This window comes from Paenibacillus elgii NBRC 100335 (genome assembly GCF_004000865.1).
GTDB lineage: Bacteria > Bacillota > Bacilli > Paenibacillales > NBRC-103111 > Paenibacillus_G > Paenibacillus_G elgii.
The window spans coordinates 126540-151840 of sequence record NZ_BIMB01000003.1 but is presented as its reverse complement, the minus strand read 5'-3'; the positions used below and the strand labels follow the sequence as shown (position 1 = coordinate 151840).

The 25301-nt window shown below is 50.6% G+C and carries 11 protein-coding genes; 1 reads left to right on the top strand and 10 read right to left on the bottom strand.

Translation table 11 applies throughout. The annotated features are described in order from the left end of the window. Positions 1-83: 83 nt before the first annotated feature. From PEL01S_RS03520 to PEL01S_RS03495, 6 genes are all read right to left on the bottom strand, one after another. Entirely contained in the window at positions 84-1427 is a 1344-nt protein-coding gene (locus PEL01S_RS03520) for an ABC transporter substrate-binding protein (protein ID WP_127459293.1), read from the bottom strand. Between the two features lie 162 nt (positions 1428-1589). After that, positions 1590-3194: a response regulator transcription factor gene (locus PEL01S_RS03515; RefSeq protein WP_127459292.1), complete on the bottom strand. Its 1605-nt coding sequence runs from the start codon at positions 3192-3194 to the stop codon at positions 1590-1592. 10 nt (positions 3195-3204) lie between these two features. Then, the gene (locus PEL01S_RS03510; RefSeq protein WP_163767588.1) at positions 3205-5088 is read right to left on the bottom strand and encodes a cache domain-containing sensor histidine kinase; all 1884 of its coding nucleotides are present in this window, start codon (positions 5086-5088) and stop codon (positions 3205-3207) included. A gap of 19 nt (positions 5089-5107) precedes the next feature. Continuing rightward, complete coding sequence (locus tag PEL01S_RS03505; protein ID WP_163767591.1) at positions 5108-6496, bottom strand: ABC transporter substrate-binding protein; 1389 nt, start codon at positions 6494-6496, stop codon at positions 5108-5110. Between the two features lie 588 nt (positions 6497-7084). Further along, positions 7085-8155 carry a sensor histidine kinase gene (locus tag PEL01S_RS03500; protein WP_127459289.1) on the bottom strand — a complete coding sequence of 357 codons (1071 nt, stop codon included), beginning with the start codon at positions 8153-8155 and terminating at the stop codon, positions 7085-7087. Positions 8156-8158: 3 nt separating this feature from the next. Continuing rightward, a complete protein-coding gene (locus PEL01S_RS03495; protein WP_063915710.1) occupies positions 8159-8869 on the bottom strand; it encodes a response regulator transcription factor in 711 nt (236 codons plus the stop codon). Positions 8870-9011: 142 nt separating this feature from the next. Here PEL01S_RS03495 and PEL01S_RS03490 point away from each other — a divergent pair, with 142 nt between their 5' ends. Beyond that, positions 9012-10424: a stalk domain-containing protein gene (locus tag PEL01S_RS03490; RefSeq protein WP_127459288.1), complete on the top strand. Its 1413-nt coding sequence runs from the start codon at positions 9012-9014 to the stop codon at positions 10422-10424. A gap of 71 nt (positions 10425-10495) precedes the next feature. Here PEL01S_RS03490 and PEL01S_RS03485 read toward each other — a convergent pair whose 3' ends face one another. The 4 genes from PEL01S_RS03485 to PEL01S_RS03470 form a co-directional block, all read right to left on the bottom strand. Next, a complete protein-coding gene (locus PEL01S_RS03485) occupies positions 10496-10726 on the bottom strand; it encodes a DDE-type integrase/transposase/recombinase (protein WP_163767594.1) in 231 nt (76 codons plus the stop codon). Positions 10727-11077: 351 nt separating this feature from the next. Further along, positions 11078-15850, bottom strand: coding sequence for a non-ribosomal peptide synthetase (locus PEL01S_RS03480; protein WP_127459286.1), 4773 nt, complete (start codon positions 15848-15850; stop codon positions 11078-11080). Between the two features lie 6 nt (positions 15851-15856). After that, positions 15857-18616 (bottom strand): type I polyketide synthase, encoded by a 2760-nt coding sequence (locus PEL01S_RS03475; RefSeq protein ID WP_127459285.1) that lies wholly within the window; start codon positions 18614-18616, stop codon positions 15857-15859. 30 nt (positions 18617-18646) lie between these two features. Then, entirely contained in the window at positions 18647-25075 is a 6429-nt protein-coding gene (locus PEL01S_RS03470; protein ID WP_127459284.1) for a non-ribosomal peptide synthetase, read from the bottom strand. Positions 25076-25301 lie beyond the last annotated feature (226 nt).

Here is a 25301-nt window from a genome sequence, read left to right as displayed (position 1 = left end):
CCATCTATCGATGTCCATTTTAGCAAACGTAAACATTACTATCGGTGAGGAAAACGGAGGGCGGCGCCCTCCTTCTCTTCCGCTTATTTCGACAGTACTTTATTAGCTGCCGCTTCGGCTTTGGTCAGCACGTCATCCGGATTCAACTTGCCGCTGCTTGCAAATTCATTGAGCACTTTCGTAATTTCATCGCCAACCGGTCCGATTTTCGGCGATTTGGTGAAGAAGCGTACATTGTTCGCCGTGGTGGAAGCATAGTCAGAACGATATTGCTGCTTCTTAAATTCATCGGTAAGAAGTACATCCTTCTTCGCCGGGATATGCCCCGCCTGAGACCACATGGCGCCGTTCGTTGACAACCAATCGGCAAAGGTAACCGCCGCATTCTGTTTCTTCGCATCCGGATTTTTGGCTTTAGGCAGTATGATCGTGTGGGAATCTCCCCAAACCGCAGGCTTATCCAGAATCGTTGGAACCGGCATAACGCCGAAATCCAGATCCTTTACTTTTTCCAGTGCTCCTGTTGCCCAAACGCCCATTACGCCCGTAGCAGCCTTGCCTTGCTCGAATAGCTTCTGGAAATTGTCCGGAGTCAAATTGCCAGGCAGCACTTTGTCTTTGTGAATCATGCGATCCAGTACATTGAGCGCTTTCTTGCCTTGCTCGTTGTTGAAGCCTGCCTTACTGCCGTCGCTTGAGAACAGACTCTCTCCATCCGCTTGCTTATACAGCGTCCACCAGAGCCAGTAAATATCGCTGCCTTGTGCTGTTGGAAGGGTGAGCGGAATCGTTTTTCCGCCGGACTTCTCTTTAACGGCGTTAAGAAACTTCATAAAACCTTCCGTGCCAGGCTCCAGCTTCGGTTTGCCGTCCTCCCCCAGTAACCCATAATCATTGAGCAGCTTCTTATTGTAGAAATACGCCTGCGCGTGTGTATCCAGCGGTATCGCATAATGCTTTCCTTCAAATTCCGTACCGGACAAAATATTTTCATTAAAGCTGCCCCAGTTCACGTTAGCCTGCTTGGCGATGTCCTCAAGCTGCGTTACCGCTTGATTGCCGACCAGCTCGGGCAGACGGGAAGCATGGGATACAGCCACATCTGGCCCGCTTCCGCTGGAGATGGCCGCGCTCAGCTTCGTGTAATACTCTCCCCACTCCAAGCGAACCGACTTGACGCTAATGGAATCTTTATGCGCTTCGTTAAACTTTTTGACCATCGCATCCATAAAATCGCCGTCTCCGCCGCCGAATAAATTCCAGTAGGTGATCTCGACCGCTTTGCCTCCGGCTGCGCTTGGACTATCCACTCCCGAACCCGTTTTTCCCGCTGCATCCTTGGTTGTGCCTGTTCCGGCCGTGCTGCATGCTGCCAAGGATAAGGACAGAATCGTGCTTACGGCCGCTGTAGCCCACTTCTTCTTCATCTACAGTTCCCCCTCAAAGTTGCTGTATTTCCATCTCAACTTCAGTCTAGCACCTTCAATCGGGTCACATAATGGGATAACCTTGCATATCAGGGTGGACTTTCTTGCACAAAAAAACCGCCCGAATAGGATCGAGAGGTTTTCGTTCATATCGTAAATTCATCAGTGGTTCGTTCTAAACTCCGCCGGCGTACAGCCCGTTTGTTTTTTGAACATACGAAAAAAGTATTTGACATCGGAATACCCTGACAAGCCGGCAATCTCCTTTACGGTAAGCTGACTTGTTTTCAGTAATTCCTTGGCTTTCTCCATACGTAAGCGGATAATATACCGTTGGAGATTTTCCTTGTATTCTGATTTAAACAGACGGCAAATTTGATAAGGACTCATATAATACTTTTTGGCCAAGTCACCTAGGGTCAGCTCTTCGGAGGTAATGTTGGCGGTAACGTACTCCTTAAGCATCCGTATGGCCTCTTTAGGTCCTGTAATGCTGAACTTCTTAGCCATATCGATGTGGTACAGCATCGTTCCGAGCAGCCGCGACTCCATCTCATCAAGCGATTCCAGCCGGATCAGCGTACTCATATCCTCATACTGCGAAAGTCGCTGCCCGGCCTCCGGCCGATTCGCGGCCAGCGACTGTTCCGTCATCCGAAGCAGGCTTGCAAGAAGCCGGTACAACTCGCCGCGGGGCACAGTTCGCTCGGCGCGAAGCGTGCGGAACAGGCCGCGGATCGAATCTTCGACGCGTGCCGTGTGGAGCTGTGCAAGATCCAGTTTGAGCCGCTCGACGAACGGCTTTGCACAAGCCGGCTCAGCGCGCAGCGTATCAGTTCGATACGCCTCCACCTTGAAGCCGTCACGCAAGTCCAGCTGGTGCAGCGCCAAGAGCGCTCTATGGAATGACTGGCTAATCTGTGCTGTAGCTGTGACTACACCGCCCAAACCCACGTTTACGACCATTTTGCGGAAGCCGCCGATGACTTTCACGAGTTCTTTGCACTGACGGTTGAACTGTTCCGGATGCGTCCCTTCATCCTCACGTTCATAGCCTCGAATGAGTATAAACTCGCTTGGCATGTCCAGTTTACGGAACAGCAGCGTATCTTTACACATAATTTCAGAGCCGATATTGTCGATCGTGAACCAGACAGACTCCTCATCTCCGGCGTAATGGTCTCTTTTGGCCTGAGTATAATTCTCCACCCTCAGGACGGCCGCTTGGTACGCCGCGTAGCTAAACCAGGGCGCCAGTTCCTCAAACTTCCGCGCATGCAATATATCGTCGTTCCCGAGGACAAATTCGTTAAGAAGCCCGGTGAACAGAAGCTTGCGGCTGCGGTGCAGCGTATAGCGCTGCTCGATTTCCAGACGCTTACGCTCTTCTTCTTCCTGGTGCTCAGCGACAAGCTTGACAGCTATGGAAGCGATCTCCTCCTCGTGAATGGGCTTAATCAAATAGTCGCATAATCCAAGCAGCAGGGCTTGGCGTGTATAAGCATAATCGTCATAACCGCTGACAAGGACAATTTTAGTCTCAGGCAGCTCTTGCAAGATGCGCTCGGCCATTTGAAGGCCGTCCATCCCAGGCATGCGCACGTCGGTAAAAATGATATGAGGCTTGAGCGCAAGCGCAGCTTGTAATCCTTCGTCTCCGTCTTCCGCCTCACCGGCAATGGTGAGACCGTAAGCTTCCCAGTCCAGGGCGGTGCGCAGGCCGGCTCTTATATAATGCTCATCCTCAACGAGCAGTACTTTGTACATGCTTACCCTCCTAAGCAGTCGGTGTAAATAAGGCTTGCGGGGCTTCAGGATGGAGTGGAACGGCAAGCATGACCGTCGTTCCTTCTCCCGGTCTGCTATTTATTTCAAAACGGTGACGCTCCCGGTAATACAGCCGGAGCCGGTCCACGACATTCCAAAGACCAATTCCTTTCCCGCCGTAATCGTATATTTCGAGCTCCTGCTTCATCCGATTTTTCAGTTCCCGAAGCTTTTCTTCCGTCATCCCTAAACCATCATCATCGATTCGCAAAAAGAGCAGTTCATACGCTTCCCATGCTTTGATATGCACCGTCCCGCTTCCCTTCTTCATTTCAATACCGTGCCGAATGGCGTTCTCCACAATCGGCTGCAGGATGAACTTAAGCAGCTTGGCCTCGTACAAGCGGTCGGGTATGCTCAGCTCCAAGCTGATTTTGGAGCCGAACCGCACCTTCAGAATGCTCATATAATTTTCAATATTCTCCAGCTCGGCCCGAAGCGTGACAAAGTCTTGATCACCCTTGATACTATAGCGGAACATCGAGGATAGGGCACGGGTCATTTGGCTGATTTCCTGAATTTGTTTCATTCTGGCGATACTGTTGATGGTTTCAAGTGTATTGTATAAGAAATGGGGATTGATCTGCGCCTTCAAGGCCTGGATCTGGACTTCTTTATTCATCAGCTTCGTACGGTACAACTCATGGATCAGATGATTCAGCCGATCGACCATCCGCTTGAACATCGCGCCGAGCTTCATGACCTCGTCTTTGCCCGAGCTGTCCACGCGGATATGGAAGTCGCCCTTTTCCACCTGCCGGAAAGACCCCATAAGCCCGTGGATTGCGTTCGAAATGCTCGAAGAAACGGTCAGAGCAATATACACTGCGAATAGTAAAAAGACGATAAGAATCGCTATGGTAAATTGTAAAATCAGGTTGGTTTTCTTCATAAGCACGGCATAGGGAACCATGCTGACAATCGCCCAACGGTTCGAATTCAGCTTGGTATACGACACAAGAAACTTGCTGCCGCCGCTTTCATAATCAAAAAAACTACGGGTTCCTTCCGAACCGGTCTCGCCTGATGAAGAACGAAAAATCATTTCCCGAAGCTTATCATCCTCCGCCCTGCCGCCCAGCAGTTGCTCATTGCGGTTATAGATATAGGTGCCGCTGTCATCAAAGATAAAAGCATCGCCGTTCTCAAGAAACTCTTGTTCCTCAAACAGTCTCGCGAGCGCCTGCGGCTTGATCGCAATGGCAATGATACCCAGATCATGGCCGCTCCACCGGTCCTTCAGCAGGGTGGAATACGTAATGACCTTCTCCGAGGTCCGGAACACCCCGGCGACTTCATTATCATGCGGAGCCAGCCATAGCGGCTTCCCAGCCTCGTTCAACGTCTTGGAAAATACCTGCGTCGATTGGTATCGGCCCGGTACCATCCGGTTTCCGACGAACATCCGATACCGGCCATCGATGTGCATAACGGTGATGCCATCAATGTCATATTTGCTGACCATATGAGACGATAGAAGCCGATCCAGCTTATCGTCTACGGCAAAGCGCTCCAGCTCGCTTGCAGAGCCGACGTTTTTGAACTCATTTTGAATGACGTCTGATTTCATAATCGTATTGGCTATTTGATCGTAATCGGCCAGCAGCTGTTCCGCGTTCATCTGCATTTGTTTCGTAAGCTGCACCGAGTAGTAGCCGACCTTCTCCTTGGCGTCGGCATAGGAATACCAAAAGGAGAATAAGGCTACGATGACGAGAGGAACCACAGAAACGAGCAGGAACGAGCTCAGCAGCCGATGCTTGATTTGAAATTTTCGATAAAATGCTTCTTGGGCGGACATGAATTGTTCCCAAACGAGCCGCAGCCGCTTCACTTCAGAGCTCCTCCTTCGCCTATTCATATAACCCGGCTTCACGGACGACTTGTTCAAATTGCTCTGCCATTTGCTCAACGGCTTGCTCCGGACTGGCCTTATGCCGGATAACCGATTGCACGGCGGCCTCCTGCACTGTATTCAGCTTGGAAATCACGAACGGGACGTCGGGGTCAGCCGATACCTTTACTCTCGATAACGATTCGGCTAACACCGGATATATGGGATTAGCTGAAGTCACCTGCGGCCTGCGGTAATTCGAGCTGCGTGTCGGATCGTTTCCTGAGGAGATCTTCAACAGTTCCACATCTTTACCGGTTACGTATTCGGCAAATTTATATGCCAGTTCAGAGCTCTCCTGGCGGAGCGGGTTATTCGCAACCGCCATCGTCCATGCCCCCATGGTCGGCGATTTAACGCCTCCTGCACCGGGAACGACAGCGTAACCAATCTTCCCCTGCACCCGGGAACCGGCTGCCTCAGCCGCCTTGCTTAAGCCCGGCCACTGCTCCATCATGGCCACATCCCCTTCAATGAACCGACGGTTCGCTTCTATCCAGCCGTAATCGGTGTAATCGGGAGGGACGTATTTTTCCAGCTCAACGTAAGTCTTCATTGCCTGAACGCCTGCATCATTATGGAATCCCGGCTTGAAATCCTTATCCACATCCTTGCCGCCGTATGCCCCAAGTCGGTTGGTGAACGTCCAGCGCGACCAATCGGCTTTCCCCATCATGTTAAAGCCATAGAGAACCGGCGATTGAGGATTATATGCCCGGGTGAAGAAACGGGCCGTCTCATAAAGCTCGTCGATCGTGTCCGGCACCTTCAACGGCTTCCCGGTTTGGTTCTGAAACAGCTCACGGTTACGGATATCTTCGAACAAATCTTTACGGTAAAATAAGATCTGTGCATCCGGCTTAAATGGAAGCGCATACAGTTTGCCTTTGTAATAGCCGTAATGATCCAGCAAACTTGGGATGAAATCGTCCAAATCCAAATTCGGACTGACGACTGACTTATCTTGGATGAACGGGGACAGCTCTTTTAAATAACCGCTCTGAGCATAACTGTGTGCGAAAGCTCCCGGAACCAGTACGACATCGAATCGATGCTGCTGGGACAAATCCTTTTCCATTTCGTCAATGAAGGTTTCATCGGGCAGTGCTGTCAGAACCACTTTGGCCCCGGAGAACTCTTCAAAATATGGAATGGCGGCTTCCAGCCCATTGCGCAGCTCCTCAACCTTCGTGCCAACCTGGAGCACTTGCCCTGCATACTGCTTCTTCAGTGTGCCCCCGCCGTCCAAATCTTTAAGCTCTACGCCGAAAACCTGTACTGTCCTATTCTCCTTTTCGTCATGCTTAACAGGCTCTGAATATTCTGCAGCCAGGCTCTTATCCGGCAATCTTGGGCTTGCGCCGCTAACCGACTCCGCGTCTGAACGACCGCAAGCGGATAGTATGGTAAGCATGAGAAGAAGTGACGGGCCAAGGAAAATGTGTTTCCTGTTTAGCCATCTATTCATTTGCAACTGCAATTGCCGCATTACGAGCCGGCTCTCCTTGTATCAGTCTTGGCTTGCGATATCTTTGAGGACTCCATATACAGAAACCCTTCGGATCGCCGCTTCTTTAACTATACAACAATATCATTTTATTTTGCTATAAGTTCTAGTCTCGCTATGTTTTTGTCCTCGGACCTTTTTCTTTATTACTCGCTTACCCCCATTCTTCTTCATTAAAACCTGAGGTACCAGGAGTCAGATTATTTTATAAAAAGCTTCATCACCTTAATATTCTTTGGGGATTTGAGGATTTTGGGATCGCAACAATCCCCCCTTTGTAGATGCCAACGGAGCCGTCGACTTTTTGTGATAACGGGCGATTCCTGATTTCTTATAAGAGTGCCCCCCTTGATGAAACGGGATTTTCACGTTCTGGGGATATTGACGAATGAGTTCGCTGTCGACAAGCAGCCTTTCACGAGCTGCCGTTTATCCGGGAGTTTGTCCGAGCGGCAGTTCCGCATGTATCGTCACGGAACCATTCCCGCTCGTTGCCCAAACGCGTCCGCCTGCCCGTTCCACGATGTCGCGCACGATCGTAAGCCCAATGCCCGCACCACCGTACGCGCGCGAGCGTGAAGGATCAACCCGGTAAAATCGTTCGAACAAAAGCGGCAGATGCTCGGGAGCAATCTCCGCTCCAGTATTCGTAACCTCCACGCGGAGCATTTTAGCGTTCGCTTGCATCGATAAACGAACCGAATGACCATTCGGCGTATAGCGCATCGCGTTGTCGAACAGATTCTCAAATACGCGTACGGCGTGAACTTTGTCGATCATGACGCAGACCGGGGCCGACGGTACATCCTCTTGAAAAACAATTGCTTTTTCCTCCCATTTCGGCATATACCTTGAAGCGGCTTCTTGGGCAACGGACCGGAGATCGACCGGATTTGAGGGAATGGCCGCTTTCAAATCGCTCTCCGCCACAGCCAGACGGTGAATGTCCTCCACCAGAAAAACGAGCCGCTCCACCTCGTGGTAACATTTATCAAGCGTTTCGGGCTTTGCGGAGAGGACGCCGTCTTTCATCGCTTCCATATAGCCGCGTACCGTGGATAGCGGATTTCTGAGCTCGTGGGCTACGTCCGCCACAAGGCTTCGCCGGAGCTGTTCGATCCTCTCGAGCTGTTTGCCCATTTGGTTGAATGAACGAGCCAAATCGCCGATTTCGTCGTTCGATCGAATCTCTGCCCGCACGGTATAATCCCCGCTCGCGACTCGCTCAGTCAGCTTCCGCATCCCGGACAAGGGGCGGACGATCGAACGGGTGAACAGCCAGTTAATCCCAATGGAGAAGGGAACGATGACTAGACTGGTATATAGAAAATAACGCTCCGTAGCCGATCGGAACATGAGGAAATTTTGGTACACCATCAAGCGGTTTTCTTCTATCAGTTGAAGCGTGTACTGACTAAATCCGATGCTGATTCCGGCTGCCAGCAAAATTAAGACTAGCGCGTTAAGCGCCAGGAGCTTGTAAATGAGTTTGATTTTCACCGTTTACCCTTCCTTTAACCGGTAGCCGATGCTCCGGACGGTTTCAATGAGATCGAATCCGGGATCGGTATCACGGATCTTTTGCCGGATATTGCCGATATGCACATCCACGATGCGGTCGACAACATCTTTATCGCCCAGCGGATACAGCACGTTCAGCAAATGCTCGCGGGTACAGACTTTTCCTTGCATTTTGAGCAAGGTGATGACGATTTGCGCTTCCTGGTACGTGAATTGCAGGGGCGCTTTCTTCCAATAAAACCGATGGCTTTCGGAATCGTATGACAAATTCGCGTTATTGTTCAAAATGAGCCCCGAAGCTTTCTGCTCCGACGTACGCATCCGGCGTAGAATTGCCTGCATCCGGGCGACGAGTTCTCTCGGGCTGAACGGTTTGCACAAGTAATCGTCGGCTCCGCGTTCGAAGCCCCGGATTTTGTCCTCTTCCTCGATTTTGGCCGTAAGCATGACTATAGGCGCGCTGCTGATTTTGCGTATTTCCCAGCATGCCGTAGTGCCGTCCATGAAAGGCATCATAATATCCAGAATGATGAAAGATGGAGCCTCAGTTTTCACCAGTTCAACAGCTCGCTGCCCGTCGCTCGCGGCAAGCACTCGGCAGTTCAGTGCCCCAAAGTATTCCTGCAAAAACGAGACCAGCGAAGCATCATCGTCCGCAATCAGAATAGGACCTTCAAGCTGCAGCTTGTCCATCGGAACGTTCACCTCCACGGCTATCATTTTATCATACATGATGCTTTCGTGTTCTTTATATGATCTTTACAATTCTCCGTTACATTGGTCAAGAGCCCCGTCTTACGTTGGCTAAAAACTTTTTCAGAGAGGCGATGAGTGAATGATGGTAAACAAAATGATAAAACCTGTACTTTTTGCCGGAATGGTACTTTCCGCTATTCAACCGGCGATCATTTTTGCTGCTGATCACAATCCGGCTTCGATCCCGGCTGCGGGAAACAACACCGCTGCGGCAATCCACCCCTTTGACGGCGAGATTACCAATAACTCGTTGGCCGTAAGTCCCGACGAGCAAACTGCGGTTGTCTCGGATAGTCGTCAGCCATGGATTCGAGTCTATGATCTTGCCAAAGGAACTTTGCGTAAGGAAATCAGCGGCTTTGTCACACCAAGAAACATTATTTTCATTAACGGCGGTTCGCAGTTTGTCGTTTCGGATAGCACACTGGGCACCCTGCGATTTTACAACACGGAAGACCTGGCATTGAAGGATGAAGTTGCAGTAGGTCAAGGCGCATTTGGAACTGCTGTCACCGCGGACGGAAATACCATGTATGTCAACAATCAAGCCAAAAGTACAGTAACGGTTGTAGATCTCGGGCAGCATAAGACGACCGCTGTCATTCCGGGATTCTCCCAACCTCGTCAAGGGATAAAAGTATCTCCCGACGGTCGTTCTGTGTTTGTTACTAACTTCAAGGGAGACAAGGTATCGGTTGTGGATGTCAAAACCAATGCCATCGTCCATGAGATCTCCGGATTCTCGATGATTCGAGCGATTTCAATATCCGCCGATGGCTCTACCATGTATGCGGCAAACAGCGGGCGTAATAGTATTGCCATCGTGGACATCTCGCAAGGCAAAATCATTGGCGAGGTAAAGGTTGGGCGCGATCCTTACGGCGCATCCCTTTCTCCTGATGGAAAGGTCCTTTTTGCCAGCAACAAGTTGGATAATACCATTAATATAATCAGCACCTCCGACAACAGCATCATCGGGACCATTAAAGGATTTTCAGAGCCCCGGCAAGCGATCAGCTTCAGCAAGGATGGAAACTTTGCTTATGTCCTTAATCGCGATCTCTCCGTTTCTCGGGTGGATGTGAAGGCCGGTATGATTCTCGATACTATAAGCGATAAAGATGATACTTATTATAATGTCAAGGTCAATGTTAAAGGCAATCCGATTCAAAGTGAAGAGTCTCCTTATTATAAATCCAAAGCCGACATCATTTATGTTTCTGTACGTTTCGTTTCAGAGGCTTTGGGTGCAACCGTGGAATGGAACAATGATCTTCAAACCACTCAAATCAACTACAACGGCAAAATCAATTCAGTTAACGTAGGAGGTAAAACCGCATTGGCAGGCGATCAACAGATCCAACTCGATGGTCCGGTTGAAAAAAGCGGGGAACGCACCTTTGTTCCGTTAAGCTTTATTTCGAAAGTCATGGGAGCCAGCGTAAAGTGGGATAATCCAAGCAGAACAGTAAATATTACGCCGGTTAAGTAATGATATAAAACGAAGCGGTTGTGGTGCAAAAATAATAAAACGATTGTCATAATTGTAGTTTGTAAGAAAATTTATGCCCGTTCAACATCAGAAAGAACAGGTGATATTTCAACCTGTTCTTTCCGGAGCATATGAAAAGCTTCAATTCCCATTATTGTTTTCTCGGCTGTACGTAATGATTTAAACCCCATCATCGCATTCGTTATTTTTTTGATGAATTGATGAACCTGTTCCACAATGTTAATGAATTCTCCCCACAGCAAGCTGCGGGGTATCTTATCTTCCCTATTCGCTTCGCTCACTCTCCGAATCTCTGAATTCTTTATTGAAGAAAGCCTTAACAGGAGTTCCTGTTATAGAGCTAGAGTATAAAAGCATCTTTGTATTTAGATACCGTACTCGAAGAGGCTGATATGGCGACATAACGGCGAATCCGGGTTGGTACTCGAGTATCTCCTTTTCAGCTCACAGAGCTCTCTGTGAAAAAACGCTCTATTTACTTTTCTCCATGTAGAGGCCTGCACGGCCCTACCATTCCGTGAGGCTATATTCGATTTTGGCGGCATCTACTGGTACACATATCTACTTTTAAGTAGAATAACACCTCGTTCATGCTGATCTTATAAAGTCGGTCTGAAAAGATCAAGAGCTCCCTAAAGCCACATGCTAACAGGCTGATTCGGGTTTGCGAGGATGTCACGGAATACTTCTTTAAGGTCACACAGCATCTGGCTTACGGATTCATCGCTGAAGCATTCTTTTAGATAGGTCATGTATACTTGATAGCCTGTTGAATCAACACATACATCTATCCGCAGCGGAGTACCCGAGTTGAAGATTGCTAGAGCTTTGTGGTATTCATTTTCGATTGGAAGACTGGTCACCCATTCCACGCCGCTAGTCGTCTCGAAGAAGGAATGCAGATTCTGGAAAATCATATAGGAATCGAATAAGGGCTCTCCATTCGTAAAACTAATCCACTCTCGGATGCTCTTAAGTGGCGTATAATCCCATTGGGCTAGCAGAAGCTGCTTCTCCTGAACCCTTCCAAGGAGCTCGAGCACACTCTCCCCTTCTTCTAGCTGAACCCGTAGAGGCAGCGTATTTATCGCAGGCCCAACCATTTCTTCCGCTCCTTCATACTCCGCCCGCCTACCTGAGGACATGACGCCGAACAGAACATCGCACTCACCAGTATAACGGGCGAGCAGCAGCGTCCATGCCAGTTGGAACAGCACATTTGCTGTCACCCGGTACTGCCCCGCAAACTCCTGCACAGCCTGCGGCCGATCTAGTTCGATAAGGATCGTCTGTTTCGCAAAACCTGCTTCCCGCGGCTCATGATTGCGTGGCGCACACCGCTTGAGCGGCGTCGCGCGACTGAATCCGGCGAGGTCTGTCACCCAATACTCTTTGGCCTTTTGCAAATCTCTACTGCGCAGCCAAGCCGCATATTTTCCGTAATTCTGAACAGGCGGCAGTTCATAGGGAGTTCCTTTTAACAAATGGTAATAGCACTTTAATACATGGATCAGTACGATAAAATGGCTCCAACCATCCATCAAAAGGTAGGAACAGCTCATGACAAACTGATGATCGTTGTTCCCGATTGTTGCGAACATAACTTCATAAGTGGTGGGTCGCCGTATATAAGCAATGTTGCTGGAAATCAGCTGATGTTCCTGATAGTTCTTCAGCGCTTGCTGCTGTCGTTCGGACTCCCAGTCACGCCAATCGAAGAAACGGATTGGAATTTCGACATGCCTCCGTTGTAGCTGGACGGGCTCCTTCAGTCCAAGGTCGGCAATAGCCGTTTTGGTAATCGCGAAATGATTGCCGACAATCTGCCAAGCCTGCGACATGAGCTCGGGCTCGAGCACATCCTTAAACCGCATAACCATGTTAACGAAAAATTGCGCCGGTCCCGGACTCTGATGCAGGGTATCCAACATGTATTCCTGCAGCGGCGTAAGCGGGTAGACATCTTCGATTTCATCCGGATGTACGCCGGGAACCAAAGCTATATCATTACGATTCAGATGTGCCAATGGAAAATCGTAACGCACCATATCGCATTCATAACCAGACTCAGCTCTTTCCTGGTCGGAATCTTGGCTCACGGTTACAATCTGGCTAAGCTCGGCAATAGTTTGATGCTGGAATACATGTTTTGGGGTGAGCTCAATCCCGGCTGATTTGGCTCTTGAGATGAGCAGCATTGTCTTGATGGAATCACCGCCGATTTCAAAGTAATTGTGGTGAATGCTTACCCTGTCTAAGACTAGCAGTTCGGCCCAGATCCGGCACAGCGTCTTCTCAATTTCATTGCGGGGTTCGCCAAAATCTGCATCTGCATACTGAAACAGATCTGGCTTGGGCAGTGCACGGCGGTCAATCTTGCCGTTTGGAGTTAAGGGCAAACGGTCGATCATGACGAATGCGGAAGGGATCATGTAGTCAGGCATCAGCTCCTTTAACCGCAGCCGCAGGATCGCAAAGTCTGGCTGATGTCCCGAGTTTGCAATCAGATACGCAATGATACGCTTATCCCCCGGCATCTCCTCACGGATAACGACCGCAGCTTCTTTAATGCCGTTCTGCGCCAGTAGATTGGCTTGAATTTCGCTCAGTTCAATTCGAAAGCCGCGAATTTTCACCTGATCATCTTTTCTTCCGAGAAATTGGATGTTTCCATCGGGTAAGTAGCGGGCGATATCCCCGCTGCGATAGAGCAGCGATCCTGTCTCCGAATCAAAAGGATTCGGCACGAATTTCTCTCTTGTCAGCTCTTCCCGGTACAGATACCCGTTCCCCACGCCAAGGCCGCCAATCATCATTTCTCCGGGTACACCGATGGGAACCGGATTCCTATGAGAATCCAGAATAAAGATTCGTGCATTGGCAATAGGCCTGCCAATATGCGGTTTAGCTCCATCGCGGTCCGGTTCGATAATCCGACAAGTCGAAGCAATCGTACATTCGGTTGGTCCGTATAGATCAAAGACTTTGAAAGGAAGATCATGAGGCAGCTTTACATTCCATTTGTCGCCGCCTGTGAACAATCGTCGAAGCGGAGCTGCTGCAGGCCAACGAACGGAAACAAGCTGCTCAGCCAAAGGTGTCGGGAGAAAGGCAAACGTGATTCCCTTCTCAAGCATCCAATCCCGGAGCTGCTCGGGATCCATACGGCACTCCTCAGGCGGGATCATAAGCGAAGCTCCCGAGACCAGAGCACCGAAGATTTCAGCTACAGAGAGGTCGAAACCAATGGAGGCGGAAAAGCAGACCCGATCGGCAGGAGACAATGCTGTTTCTACCCGATACCACCGCATGAAATTCACGATGGCTTTATGCGGTATTAACGTTCCTTTCGGCTTCCCCGTGGTCCCGGACGTGTATATCACATAGGCGATCGATGCTTCGGAAGCTTCGGAAGCTTCCGAAGCGCTAGGTGATGGCCATTCGGTGAATGTAGGGCCCAATCCGGGCTCATCTTCTAAACATGCCGTCACATCAAAAGGAATGACTCTCATATCCATCGAAGCAAAGCGATCCATTAGGTTTTTCCGGGTCAGCAGCAAGGATGCCTGTGAGTCGGCCGCTATAAACGAGAGCCTCTCATCGGGCATTGCCGGGTCCAACGGCAAATAAGTTCCTCCAGCCAACAGCACCGCGAGCTGGGAAATAACCAGCTCGGCGGAACGATTCAAACAAACTGCCGTCACGTTGCTCGGCTGCAATCCCATGCCGCGCAGCCGGACAGCCAGTCGCTCTGCCTGCCGGATCAGCTCGCCATATGTAAGGGTACGACCGTTATGGTCCACAACGGCGGGCTGTTCGGGCCGCGCTGCAGCTTGCCCGGCAACCATCCTCTCCAGCCTAACGTCCGCTAAGTTAGTCTCCATCCATGCCTGGGCAGCCTCTGTTCGGGCCCAGACGTTTAACAGCAGTCCCCTCTCCTCACCGGATAGAATCGGGAGCGCATGCAAAGGAGCGTCCGGGGCGTCCGCAATGCTTGTTAGCAGTCGCACGAAGTGAGCAGCCATTCGTTGGATTGTTGCTTCTTCGAAAAGATCAAGATTAAATTCAAGAGAACCCTGCCACGCTTCTGCAACCTCCGCCATTTCAAGCGTAAGATCAAATTTGGAGGAATCGTTCTCAACCACCAAGGGTTCGGCGGAAAGACCTGGCAATGCAAGGGGGACTGAAGGTGTGTTTTGCATGGTGAACATCACCTGAAACAGAGGCGCATAGCTAAGACTGCGCTGAACGGCCAATTCGTCAACCAGCAGTTCAAAGGGAACATCCTGATGGACATATGCGGATAGCGCGCTTTCCTTAACCTGTCGCAGCAGATTCCTGAACGACAGCTCCGGGGTCACCTGCGAGCGGATCACGAGAGTATTGACAAAAAAACCGATTAAGGGCTCGAGCTCCTTGAGATTCCTACCGGAAATCGTCGTTCCGACACAGATATCCTCCTCCCCGCAGTAGCGATGCAGCAGGGTCTGAAACGCCGCCATCAGCAGCATAAACGAAGTCGACCGTTCCTCCCCGGCGAAACGACGAAGGCGGTTGACTAGCGACTTCTCAACCAAAAAGCGCACCTTCCTGCCTTTGAATTGCTGCTCGGGAGGACGCGGAAAGTCCGTCGAAAGCGGCAGCAGCGCTGGAGCTCCGTCCAGCTTGTCTTTCCAGAACCTGATTCCTTGCTGGAAGCCTTCTTCCTGATGCCGCTGTCGCTGCCATCGGGCATAATCGGCATACTGCATCCTTAAAGGGGGCAGCACCTTCTCTTCCCCTTTGGAGAAGGCATGATAGAATTCCAGCAGCTCACGTCCGAACCGGTGATGGGACCATCCATCTGTAATCAAATGATGAAAGGCAAGAAGCAGCAGATGCTCCTCTTCAGTGAAAATCAATAAGGAAAATCGCAGCAGTGGCCCCTGCTCCAGATGAAACGGTCGATTCAAACGACGAATGCTCTTCTGTACTGCCTCCTCTCGTTCCCCTGGCTGCAGTTCCCGAAAGTCTTCCTCTTCCAAGGGGATTGAAAAAGTATCCAGCACCTGCTGGTATGCCTCGCCACCTTCATTCCCGAATACTGTACGCAGTATTTCATGACGCCCCACGATGGCATGCAGGCTTCTCTCCAATGCTTCCTTATGGAGCATCCCGTCAAGCTTTACGCCATAAATCAGATGATATGCGGAAGATTGGGGTTCAAGTGTTGACAAAAACCAGAGCCGCTGCTGAGAAAAGGATAAAGGACTTCTCGTCTGTCTTTGATGAGACTCGGTCTTTGTAATCCCTGCAGTGCCAGATGAAGCAGCGACATGATTACCTTTGAGCAGCTTGTCCAGCTGAGCTTTTTTCTCCTCGGATAATAGGGATTTGCGGACTTCCAATTGATTTCGGTTTCCCATCGCGCTTTACTCCTTTTCCGCTTCTTGTTCCAGCAGATCAAGAATGGATAATTCAATGAAATCGGCCAGTTCATAGATGGTTTGCGCTTCAAACAGTTGTCTTACATTCAGGAGAAAAGGATAAGTATTCTGAATTCGTGAAATGATCCGGGTCATCGAAAGTGAATCGGCCCCTAGCTCGTAGAAAGGAACATCGATAGCGATGTCTTCCTCAGGCAGACCAAGCACCTCTGAATGAAATTGGATCAGCATTTTCAACAGATCCGCTCTAGGGTTATTTTCCGCCTCGCTGTCAGCAAAGATTTGTGATGTAAATTGTTGTTGCGCTTGGCTCAGGGGAGCATGATCTTTCAGGAGGTCTTTCCTTTGGGCCTGGGAAAGGAAGTTGAAATACTGGCGTTCAAATGGATACGTCGGCAGCAGCATCCTCTGCCTTTTCTCAAGCTGATAACGTGCCTGCCAATCCAGATCCGCACCGTCTGTCCACAATGCAGCCAGGGCGGTCGTCCAAGTATGACAATCATAACAGCTTATAACCCTGGGGCTCTCTGTACGATCAACGCTGGCCGGTGATCCGAAACCGATTACGCGAAAAGTTGGATGATGCAATGCTTCATTAACCTTAATACTGCTCATGCGGCTTACTGAATTGTTAGCTGACATTCTGGCGTACAGCAGCGATTGAGACTGCGCCAATTGGCTTGTTCGTCCCGTAACTTCAAGAGATAAATGCGGCTCTTCTCCGGGCATGTTGCTTGTCAAGGTTCCATGAGAATAGGAAGATTTGGTTTCACCCCGTTCGGCTTGTTGCAACACCAGGCAGATTGCTTCTTCCAAGGAACAAAGTTCCGCCAAGCATGCTGCAGCATATTCGCCTTCCTCTTCTCCGCCGATCAGATCGGGCTGCACCCCCATTTGTTGAAGGGTCATCCCCAAACTGTAGGAGGCTGCCAAAGATACGATTGCCCATGTCCGACTGGTATATGCTGACGGCCGTCCGCTCAGTTTGACATGTGCGGGGGTTGATAAAATTTCCTTTAACGCCAAGCCACTGACTCTCTCAGCGATGGTTAGCGTCGCATTCATGTGTTGTCGGTAGACCGGCTCAGTTCGATAAAGCTCATACAGACCTTCCGCATGGAGCTCCCGCCAAGGCAGAAATAGCCATGCAGTTGTACGCAACTCTCTAGAAGCTTTTCCCTGATCTTCCACAGTCGGTTGGCTCAGAAGGCGCACCGCTTCCGCGCCATTCCGGCAGACGATTGCGCAACGCAGAGGATGACCCTTGCGGCCTACCTGCAAGGTGTATGCAATCTCTTCCAAGTCTCCAGGCCCCGGAAGACGTAATATTAGATGCTCTGTAAGCCGCTCTGATGCTGCTCGTAAGGAGTTCTCCGTTACTGCGGATACGAGCAGGACATGCCATGGACGGACGGATGGGTCGCTGCTCAGGGTAGGCGCTTCCTCTAGGATGACGTGTGCGTTGGTCGCACCGATGCCGAAGGAACTGACCCCTGCCCTCCTCGGATGCCCATCGTCCGGCCAGTCGGTCAGTTGTGTATGGACATAAAAAGGGCTATTTGCAAAGCTTATCTGCGGGTTTGGCTTGAGATGGTTCAGTGAAGGCGGCAACTGCTTATAGTACAGCGCCAACACCGTCTTGATCAGACCGGCTACCCCGGCGGCGCAATCGAGATGCCCCAGGTTGCTCTTGACCGAGCCGATGGCACAATACCCGCTGCGTTCGGTCCACTGCCTGTAAGCGCGCGTTAATCCGGTGATTTCGATGGGATCGCCTATTGGAGTTGCCGTACCGTGCGCTTCTACGTATGAAATGGTATCAGGATGTACCCCTGACAAAGCCAATGCATCCGCGATCACCTCCGCCTGACCTTCTGGACTCGGCGCGGTGAAGCCTGCCTTCAATCGGCCGTCGTTGTTGGCTGCCGAACCGCGAATGACTGCAAAAATATGATCTCCGTCCGCAGTTGCCTGCTCCAGCCGTTTCAGCGCTACAATACCAACGCCGTTGCCAGGTACGGTTCCCCTCGCCTCGCTGTCGAAAGCACGGCAGAAGCCGTCCGGCGATAAGATCATGCCTTCTTGATAACGATAACCGGTGACATTTGGGAAAGAAACTGTGCTGCCGCCCGCTAGCGCCATGTCGCACTCCCCGCTGAGCAGCGACTGACACGCCAGATGAATGGCGACAAGTGAAGTAGAACATGCGGTCTGCACGGTAACAGCAGGGCCTTTTAAATTCAGCTTGTAAGCTGTCCTGCTCGTTATAAAGTCTTTATCACACCCAAGGATGAGGGATTCCGCATCCAGAGTAAGCGCGTTTGGCTGATGAGCGATCCGGTTCAGCAGATACGTGCTAATGGAGCAACCTCCGAAAACTCCGATTCGCCCCTTAAACAGATCCGGAACCCAACCTGCGGATTCCAGCGCTTCATACGAGCATTCCAGAAACAAGCGCTGCTGCGGGTCCGTCCATTCCGCTTCGCGGGGCGTCATGCCAAAGAAAGAGGCATCGAACATTTCCGGATCGTCGAGCATCCCCTTGGCCTTCACGTAGAGAGGATCCTTCAGCCGCTCCTCTGCTATCCCGTTCTTGCTTAACTCCTCATCCGTGAAAAACCGAATACCGTGTTTGCCTTCACATAGTAAACTCCAGTAGCTTTCCAGATCGGACGCTCCCGGAAACCTTCCGGACATACCGATGATTGCCACTCCATGCTCCGGCAAGATATCATTATTTGTCATCTTCTATTCTCCTTCAATCAGGCTGTTGGCCTATCGTTCCGTACTCTTTCGGGCCTGTCGTTGTTTGCGCATCAGCGCTTTGCGTTCATCCGCCCGATCTTCCGCAGCTGACACCCGGTCATCGGGGGAAGTCGACCCTGACAGTCGCTTGGCCAAAGCGGCAATCGTTGGGTACATAAAAAAGTCTGTTAAAGACAGATCCGCATGGCTCTCCCTCCGGATCTTCTCAACAAGTTGCGCCGCATGCAGCGAATGGCCACCAAGCTCAAAGAAGTTGTCATGACGGCCAACTTCATTCAGCCCCAGCACATCCTTCCAGAGTCTAAATAAAATGCGCTCGGTTTCACTTCGAGGCACTTTGTCGATCGTGGTTTGAGCAATCGGGGCTGTCGGCGTTGGCAGCGCCCTTTTATCCACCTTGCCATTCGGCGTCATCGGAAGACGATCCAATCTTATAAAATACGAGGGGATCATATAGGCCGGGAGCTGCTGTCCCACATATTCCCTTAATTCTGCCGGCGGGAGATTCGATGCAGATTCGTAATATGCGGCCAAATAAACTCCTTGGCCCGACTTATCCACACCATCGGTCACGACAGCGGCGGAGATCAAAGGATGGCCGCCCAGTACCGCTGAAATCTCACCCGGCTCCACCCGATATCCACGGATTTTGAACTGGTCGTCAAGACGACCCAGATATTCGATGGATCCATCAGCCAGATACCGGGCACGGTCTCCTGTACGATACATTCTTGAGGTTGGCAAGCTATGTGAAGCATCATCTGCCGGTTCTGCAATAAACCTTTGCTCAGTTAACGTCTGACGATTCATGTACCCGCGAGCCACACCTTTACCGGCAATAAAAAGCTCACCCGGCACACCGATCGGCTGCAGTTGGCCTTCCGTATTGAGAATATATACTCGGGTGTTTAGAATCGGGCTGCCGATCGTAATGCGAGCATCTGTCGTGATCTCCTTCACTGTAGACCAGACAGTCGTCTCCGTAGGTCCGTATACATTGAAAAGACGAGCCGGCGTTACCTCTCTTAGTTGTTTCAGCAGCGGTTCGTCGAGCGCCTCCCCTCCGATAAGCACGCACCTCATGGCCGCGAGCGCTTCAGCCATTCGATTGCTGCCAAGCAGCATCCGAAGTCGGGATGGGGTTCCCTGCAGCAGCTCAACCCCCTTTCTCAGACAGAGCTCTGCCAGACGCCCTGTGTCGAGCTGTTCATCTCTTGTGGCAAGAACAACCTTGCTGCCGAGCATCAGCGGAAGCAACGTTTCCAACACAAAAATATCGAAGGAAGCCGTGGTTAATGACAGTACGCTGTTGAGCTCGGCAAGCGGTATCTCCTTCGTCATACCTTGAAGCAGATTGTACACAGACCGGTGCTCGATCATAGCCCCTTTCGGTTTGCCGGTGGAGCCCGAAGTATATATTACATAGGCCAGATCTTGGGGCAGAACCTTCGTTTCTCCTGATTGTGTTCCATAATCGGCGGAATCTATCTGATCTTTCATGTCTTCTTGATCAAGAAGAACGACCTCCATACCTTGAAGTCCTTTCTCCCCATATGCGTATGCGGACTGGGTTACCACGTGACGGCAACGGCTGTCGTCCAGCATCATGCGAATGCGTGCCTTAGGATAATCGGGATCGAGAGGAAGATAAGCTGCCCCCGCCTTATTTACAGCAAGAAGGCCTGCAATCAATCCAATGGAGCGGTCGGCGAGCAGTGCGACAACATCTTCCCGCTGCACACCCTTGGCTCGCAGCCTGGCTGCCAACCGGTCTGCAATGCGGTTCAATTCTCGATAGGTGACCCGCTCCCCCCCGCATTCAATGGCTGTCCTGTCAGGTGTCCGTTCGGCCTGCAGCTCAATAAGTCCGTGAATTGTTTGGATCTCATCGGTCGGGATATGCTCGTCAGCTTTCAGGAACAGCCTGCCCACCTGCTGCCTATCCGCCTCGCTCAACAAATGAAATCGGCGTAATTCAAAACCTGGTTTGCTAACGATTTGATTCAACAATTCGATATAAAAGCCCGCCCACCGTTCAGCTGTTTCGTGAGTGATGAGAGCGGAAGCATATTCCAGATGACATGAAAGTGTGTCCTCTTGCTCCATGACCGTCAGGGTCAAATCAAACTTGGCTGTTGGAAATTCGAAAAGATAGGGAGCCAGATGCGCATCCCCTAAGGCAAGCTTTGGGGTTTCCATATTATGGAGATTGAACATAGCGTCAAACAGCGGGTTTCGACTTATATCCCTTGGCGGCGACACCTTTTCTACCAGCTCTTCGAATGGATAGTCTTGATGCTCCAATGCGCCGAGTACGCACTGTTTTACTTGTCTGAGGTATCCGACAAAGGATTGGCTGCTTGCAGGCTGCAAATGAAGTGGCAGCGTATTAATAAACATGCCAACCATCCGTTGTACATCTGCGTGCCGGCGTCCGGCTACGGGCGTGCCAACCATCACTTCATCTTGCCCGCTCAGTTTGGCTAGCAACAAGCCGTAAGCTGCCAGCAGCAACGTAAACAGCGTGGTTTCCGTGAGCCTGGACAGACGTTTCACTTCCTGTGTCAACCGGCTGTCCATTGCAAAATGCACACGTCCCCCGGTAAAATCGCGAAGTAAAGGCCGCGGACGGTCGAGCGGCAGATCCAACAGCGGCACCGGGGTACGGAACTGCTCCAACCAGAATGCTTCCTGCTCCCTGTATACCGCAGACCGCATAAACTGCTGTTGCCATACTGCATAATCCTTATATTGCAGATGAAGCGGTTCGAGCTGCTCCCCTTTGTAGAGTTGGGACAGTTCGTGCATCAGCACCCCAAGCGACGTACCATCAGTGATCGCATGATGCATGTCGAACAACAATAGATACCGCTCGTTTCCTAGACGTATCAGCATGGTGCGAAGCAACGGCGCCTCTCTTAAATCAAAAGGTCTGATAAAAGAGCGAATGATGTCTCGGATGTCATCTTCGCCCTCTCCCTCCAGATTGCAGCAAGCAAGAGCAAAATTAACCTCGCTTTCGATGAGCTGCACCGGCCCCTCATTCGATAAAGCGAAACGGGTTCGAAGCGGCTCATGCCGGGCAATCAACCGTATCAATGCTTCTTGGAGCCTCTCTGGGGAAAGCGCTCCTTTTACCTCCAATACGGCAGGCATGTTATAGCTTAACTCGGCTCCCTGGAATTGCTGAAGCAGATGCAATCGTTTCTGCCCCGAGGTCAAAGGATAGACACTCAGCTGAGCTGCGGGAACTAGAGCCTCATATTGCTTCCTGCCAGAGGACAACACGAGTGCGGCCAGTTTCTCAATCGTTTTCAGACGGAACAGCTCAGCGAGTGAAATTTCAACGTGGAAAAGCTTATGTATCCGGGAAAGCAGCGTAATTGCTTTGAGAGAATGGCCGCCAAGTTCAAAGAAATTGTCCCGGATTCCGAGTTTTGTCATTCCCAGAATTTCCATCCACAACTCAACAAGCTGGGACTCCGTCTGATTGCGGGGCATGACATAAGCCTGTTGTAGTCCTGATAATTTGTCCGGCTGCGGCAGAGCCTCGCGGTCAACCTTGCCGTTAGGAGTAAGCGGCAGATCCTCCAACTGCATAAAGAATGACGGTACCATGTAGTTGGGAAGCTTCGCCTCCAGATAACTTTTTGCTTCTCCTACTTCCAAAGTTCTTTTGGATGTGTAATAAACGCATAAAGTCCGTTCGCCTGTTCCGTCATCCAGACCAACTGTAACTGCCTGAATAATATCAGGATGATTGACGAGAGCACCATCGATCTCTCCTAGTTCAATGCGAAAGCCACGAATTTTGACCTGATGGTCCTTTCGGCCGAAGAATTCAATCGTTCCATCGTGCTGCCAGCTGCCAAGATCGCCAGTCTTGTATAGCCGCCTACCTTGTTCCGGCACGAACGGATCATCAGTGAACGCCGACGCCGTCCGTTCCGGATCATTCAGGTAGCCGCGGCCTACGCCCACGCCGGATACCCAAATCTCCCCTTTTACCCCAATTGGGCACAACTGACCTGCTTCATCCACAATATAAATATGTAAACCGGATAGCGGACGGCCGATTGGGACGGTCTCCTGCGGTGGCGCTTCACGCAAAATATTCAGAGTTATATCATCCGATGCTTCTGTGGGCCCGTAGGCGTTTACCGCCGGAATATCAGGATAGAGTGCAAACCATCGTTTTAAGGTATCCCGTTTCAACGCTTCCCCGGTTGGAATCAGATAGGACAGATCGGGCAGAGGACGATGGCGGTTCTCCAGCGATTCGAGCAGCACGGAGAGATAAGAAGGGACTAGCTCCAAGATCGTGACTTTGTCGGTAATTAACCGCTCCAGAAATTCTTCAGGCTTCTGGAGCAGGCTGCTACTGTAAATTATCGTTCGACCGCCGGCACATAAGCCTGCAAACATTTGCCATACCGACACATCAAAGCACTGTGAAGCATTCTGCGCTACCGTACTGCAATCGGATAGCCTCAGCTCTTCGGCCATCGCCATGATGTGATTCATCATCCCCTTATGCTCCAGCAATGCTCCCTTCGGCCGTCCTGTTGAGCCCGATGTAAAAATAATGTAGGCTAGAGAATCTAAAGGGGCCGTATCCTTTAAGTTCTCAGTTGAGCAGGAAGCCATCTGGTCATCCAGCTCTTCGAGAACGAGCAGTTCAATGTTGTTCTGAAGATGTTCGGAACTTCTGATCTTCCCGATCTGTTCTTCACTGATGAGCAGCAGCTTCATCTTTGAATCATGGATAATCCCGAGTGAACGCTCGGCAGGAGCTTCGGGGTCAAGCGGTATGTAAGCCCCTCCCGCCTTCCATACAGCCAAGATGGAGGCTATCAGAGAAATGGAACGGTTCATCCAGATCCCGACCTTGTCCTCCGGTTTAAGTCCTTGCTTTAATAGCAACCTGGCCAGTCGGTTAGCCCAATCATTCAATTCCCCATAGCTCCATTGCTCGCCTTCATGGATCACGGCGCTCCGATCCGGACCGTGTGCCGCCAGATCTTCAAAACACTGGACCACGCTCTTGAGTGGAGGTTCTGCCTTACCTTTCCCGATGAATTCCTCCAGAATCAACCGTCTTTCTCCAGCCGGGAGCATATCCAGTCGATTTATCGGAAGTTCCGGCTGAAGCAAGGCGTTTTTTAAAAGGCTCATCATCCGGTCGTGGAAGAAACCCATTTCCTCTCTCGTAAATCGGGTTGCACAATATTGATATTGAACCTGTATTTCCTCTGTAGACAGATAGTCATATACAAATAGGGTAAGCTCATTTGCTTGATGCCATGAGGCTCCCGGTTCAAAATGGTATTTGACTTCGGCTGAAGGATTATGCCAATCTATGGGGAGGTAGTTCATGAAAACTTCAAGTGGTTGATCGGAGATGCCGAACTCCTCCCGGAGCATGGGAACCAAGAGATTATAAGGATATTTTTGATGACGAAACGTCTCATTCTGCCGTCGCTTTACCGACTGAATAAAGGTGCGAAAGGTTTCGGAGCCACCTACTCGCATGCGGAAAGGCATTGTACTGACTAGCATTCCGGCCATCGCCTTTGTTTCACGGGTGGTTCGATTGCTCGAATGTGTACCTAGCAGCACTTCCTTCTCTCCCGTCATGCGTAAAAAAAAGAGACATAAAACAGCCATGAAGAGGACAGCAGGGGACACTTCCTCTTCCTTTGAGAAACGGTAAATCGACTGGCGAAGTTGCGGTTCAAGGGAAAGAGTAAGAATGCCGCCTTCTAGATTAGAGTTCGTAGCTCCCTGAGGTTTTAAGCGGCTTACGGGGGGAATCGTTTTAAACTGCTCCTGCCAGTAAAGGCGGTCTCGCTCGAATCGAGTGCTTTCCAAATAGGCGGATTCATTACGAAGTTGCTCCAGGAACGAAGGGGCGGGGTCCAGATTAGGGATGTTATAACCTAGAGACTGTGTGTACATATGATTGATCTCTTGCCCGATCATTATGAGGGACATGCCGTCGACAATCAGGTGATGAGCGCTGATCAATATACGTGCCTCATCCTCCGCAACGCGAAGGAGAGCAAAGCGGATTAACCAAGGGCTCCTTAGTGGTATCTGCTGCTCCCGCTGGCGAATCTCTTCTTTCCAGACTTCATCTTCCAAGCCTATGAAATCATGAATTGCAACAGGAATCGGCTCTGCGGCAAAAATGCCTAGGGTAGGCTCCTCATCTCCTGCGGTGGGCAAAATTCTGATACGCAGTGCATCATGCCGGTCCACCACGCCTTGAATTGCTTCGGCCAATTTACTCTGGTCGATCAGTCCGCGAAAGACAAGGCAGACTGTTAACAAATGAAGCGTCGTATCAGCATGCATAACCTCTCCATACCATATCCGCTTCTGGGCATGCGTCATAGCAAATACGTGCTCAGCCTTGTTCTGTTCCACTGCTAACATGTACCCTATCATCCCCTTAATATATAATTCAATGACAAGAATACCAGCAAATATCTTTATTCTACCAATATAAGGAACTTTTTGCAAGAATTACTCTTAAATTAATGAAACATGTCGAAACCCCTGAATATGGATTTAAAATTTTCCCAGAACTTCCACAAACGCTCAATTGACACTTTCATTCCTTCCCTACTGAGCCTCGATATAAAAAACCACCAAACGACGT